Raw genomic sequence first — 3,843 nt, forward strand, 5'->3', positions numbered from 1 at the left:
CGCCCCAAGGCAGGGGGAGCAGGCACGACCACGCAGCAGTCTGAAGCCCAATTGTGGGAGCTGGATGCGCAAGGGGGGAAAAGACGCTGCTGGTACCGAAGAAGGCGACGGAAGCCACCGCAGAAATCGAGCGTCTCACCGGCCTCAGCGCCGGGCAGTTCCGGCAGGTCATGGTACTGCTCCAGGGGAGGTTCCGTGAGCTGCTGCTGGCCGACTCCAGCCAGCGCGAAGATATCTTCCGGCAACTGTTTCAGACCCGCATCTATACCCGGCTGGAACAGCGGCTCAAGGATCGGGCCAACGATGTATCAGCACAGCTGCACCGGCTGGATGAACAGGCAAGAGGCTTGCTCAGTGGTGTGGAGGCCGATGACAGGGAAAGCCTGGTGACGCGGATCGAGAGGCTGAAGCGGGAAGTGGAGAGGCTGCAGGAAATGCAGGTCAAGGCGGAGGAAGGCCTCACCCGGTCACGGCAGCAGGTGTTCGAAGCACGCAACCTGCAGCAGCAGTTCAAAGCGCTGGAGACAGCAAGAAAGAAGCTCCGGGATCTTCAGGATCAACAGCAGCAGCTGGAAACCGACAGGCAGCGCTGGCGACTGGCGGAACAGGCGCTGGTGTTGCAGCCGGTATATGAACGCTTGCGAAGAGCGCGGCAATCGGAGCAGGCTGCGCAAAAGGCAGTAGAGGAAGCGCTACAGGAAGTCAGTGAATTGCAGGAGCGCCTGGAAAAAACGGCGCAACTGCACGGGCAGATGAAATCCCGTGAGCCTGAGCTTGAGCAGCTGAAACAGCAACAGCAGCAGCTGAAAGGCTATGTCGGCCGGGCCGCTCAGCTGCGCTTGGCACTCGAAGCCAGAGATGCCGCGCAGCAGGCACACGAAAAATGCAGGGAAAGCGAAGAAAGACAGCAGGAGACAGTAAAGGAGCGGCGCAGGGAACTGGACAGCCTGGAGAAACAGTATGAAAGCAATGCTACTCTTTTACAGCAGCTGCCGGACAGGCAGCGCGAACTCGATGCGTTGAAACAACAGCAGGAAAAGCAGTCGGAACTCGATGGTCTGCAAAACCGGCTGGTGCAGGAGCAAGAATCTCTGGTGATTGCGGTGGAGAGTAAACAGCGTGCCACGAAGGCTCTGCGAGCGGCGGAGCAGAAACAGCTGCTGCTGGAGCAGGCCTGGGAAGAAGGGCAGGCTGCCATTCTGGCGCGCCAGCTCGAAGCGGACAGCCCCTGTCCTGTTTGCGGCAGTACGGCGCATCCCCATCCTGCACGGGCCGGCGATGTGTTGCCTGACGAAACGCAGCGGCAGCAGGCCAGGGAGCGGGTAGAAGCCGCCAGAAAGCTGCAGCAGGAAGCACAGTCCGCTGTTGTTGCCATCCAGGCGAAGCTGGAAGCACTGACACAGCAACAGGCGCAGATGAAGAAGGACGCTCAGGCGCTGGCAGACCGGGAGCCGGCTGTTCTGGCATCGGAGATAGCGGCTTTAACAGGGAAGGTGGAGGAACTGCAGGGGCTTCGTAAAAACTTCGGGAAACTGAAGCAAAACCGCAGCGGGCTGCGCCAGTCCCTGAAGGCTGCCGAGCTGCAGCAGCTTCAGCAGGAGAACAGCGCTGCAGCACAGCAGCTGGCGGCCTGCAAGCAGGATGTGCGCAACAAGCAGGCCGAGTTACCCGCGCAGTTTGCCGATCCCGGCGTGCTGGACAAGGCGCTTCTTGATGTCGATGCAAAGCAGCGCACCCTGCAACGGCAAATGCAGGATGCCAGGGAAGCCTTTGAGCAGGCCCGGCTGGCGCTGGGTTCGGCAACAGCGACCCTGGAGACCAACAGGCAGATGCTGCAGGCGAAAAAGACGGAACAGGAGCAGCAGCTTGCATATTGGCAGGCGGCGCTGGCCGACAGTGTGTTTGCTTCCGAGCAGGCGTTTCAGCAGGCGGGCATGGAAGAGGCTGCCAGGCAGCAGCTGGCTGAGGCCATTCGCCTTCGGGACGACGAGCTGCTGGCCGCCCGGACACTGGTCAGGGAGCAGACTGCCGCCTTGCAGGACAAGACCCCGCCGGACATGTCCGCGCTGGAAGAAGAGTACCGGAAACTGGATGCCGAGGCGCGCAGGGTAACGGAAAGCCTCCATGGGAGCGGCCAGCAGCTGATGCAGCTGGAGAAGGTGGACAAACGCCTGCAAGGCATATTGGTTGAGCAGGACAGGCTGCACAGGGAATATGCGCTGGTCGGGAAGCTGGCCGATGTGGCCAACGGCAGGAATGCAGAGAATCTCAGCCTCCATCGTTTCGTGCTGGGTGTGTTGCTCGACGATGTGCTGATCAGCGCCCGGCAGGGGCTTTTGCACATGAGCAAAGGACGCTACCAGTTGCTGCGGAGGGAAGATGTGGGCGACCGGCGCAGCAGCTCGGGACTGGATCTGGTGGTGGAAGATGCTTTCTCCGGCAAGACCCGTCTCGTCGCTACCCTTTCCGGCGGTGAGAGCTTCATGGCAGCCCTGGCGCTGGCGCTGGGACTGTCGGAAGTGGTACAGGCCTATGCGGGAGGCATCTGTCTGGATGCACTGTTCATCGATGAGGGGTTTGGCAGCCTGGATCCCGAGTCACTGGACCTGGCCATCAACACACTGCTGGATCTGCAGTCCGGTGGCAGGATGGTGGGCATCATCTCTCATGTACCTGAGCTGAAAGAGCGTATCGATGTGCGTCTGGATATCGATACAGGCCGTACGGGAAGCCGGGTGACGCCGGTGGTATCCTGAGGGCATTCGAATGTGTGAACAAGCTGAAAGCGTGTGTTTTTCCCTGCCGGCATGGCTGACGGACTTGGCAGCAGGCCATGACATGCTTCTGGCGGTGGAAGATCGTATGTCACTGGTGATCGAAGCTTCCAGGCAGAACGTTCGCAGAAAGACCGGTGGCCCTTTTGCTGCAGGCGTTTTTGAATCAGAAAACGGCAGGCTGGTTGCGCTGGGCGTCAATCTGGTCACCGTCGAAAACCTGTCCATGCTGCACGGTGAAATGGTCGCCCTGGCGCTGGCGCAGCGCAAGCTGAGAACCTGGGATCTGGGGCAACAGGGCTTGCCTGCGCTCGAGATCGTTACCAGCACGGAACCCTGCGCCATGTGTCTGGGGGGCATTTGCTGGTCTGGCGTGACCCGGGTGGTCAGCGGCGCTACTGAAGCGGATGCCCGCGGGCTGGGATTCGATGAAGGCCCCAAGCCGGAAGACTGGCTTCTGGAACTCCGGCAGCGTGGCATCGAGGTGAACTCTGAGGTGCTGCGCAGTGAAGCTGTGGCGGTGCTCGACGCATACCGGCAGGAGGGCGGGGTGGTCTACAACCCAGAAAGATCCCGGGTCTGACAGAATGTTGAAAAGTCCATCCGTGACTCTTTCAACATCACACAGGAGCCCGCTCGGTGGCAGGCTCCTGTGTGTCTGACTGCTGCTGCAGCTCAGGCGGCGTACTTGTTGTCTTCCCGTACCTCGCGCAGCAGGGGGTACAGGTGTTCCACCTCATCCTGAATGCGGTCCAGCACCATGTCGAACATGTCTTCGGTGATGCGGGCAAATTCGTCGTAATCGGTTACCAGCAGCTGCTGCTTTTTCATGTTGCACCATTTTTTTACGAAGTCGGCGAATATGCGTTTGATTTCTTTCGAGCCGCCCATGAAGCGGTTGGCCACGGTTGTAACATGGTTGTCACCGCTGGTGAGCAATTGCGTATAAAGTTTTTTATCTGTGATTTCCAGGTGATTCCTTACCTGATCCACGAAGCGGCAGAACAGTTCGGCGGTAATGCTTGAATCGCAGAGCAGGCGATCCGTGAGCAGGAGCCTCAGGACATTG

3 protein-coding genes are annotated in these 3,843 nt (G+C 59.9%); 2 read left to right on the forward strand and 1 reads right to left on the reverse strand.

The features are described 5' to 3' along the window. Nucleotides 1-53 precede the first annotated feature (53 nt). On the forward strand, nucleotides 54-2,756 hold the full coding sequence (locus tag ACOCD2_RS14075; protein ID WP_293652567.1) for an SMC family ATPase: 2,703 nt from the start codon (nucleotides 54-56) through the stop codon (nucleotides 2,754-2,756). Between the two features lie 10 nt (nucleotides 2,757-2,766). Then, the gene (locus tag ACOCD2_RS14080; RefSeq protein ID WP_293646290.1) at nucleotides 2,767-3,357 is read left to right on the forward strand and encodes a nucleoside deaminase; all 591 of its coding nucleotides are present in this window, start codon (nucleotides 2,767-2,769) and stop codon (nucleotides 3,355-3,357) included. A 92-nt stretch (nucleotides 3,358-3,449) separates the two neighbouring features. On the opposite strand, the gene ACOCD2_RS14085 is transcribed toward ACOCD2_RS14080, so the two are convergent. Then, nucleotides 3,450-3,843 (reverse strand): hypothetical protein (locus ACOCD2_RS14085; protein WP_296714245.1); only part of this gene is annotated, 394 nt, incomplete at its 5' end.

It is taken from the genome of Thiolapillus sp. (genome assembly GCF_048562965.1).
Classification (GTDB): Bacteria; Pseudomonadota; Gammaproteobacteria; order Chromatiales; family Chromatiaceae; genus Thiolapillus; species Thiolapillus brandeum_A.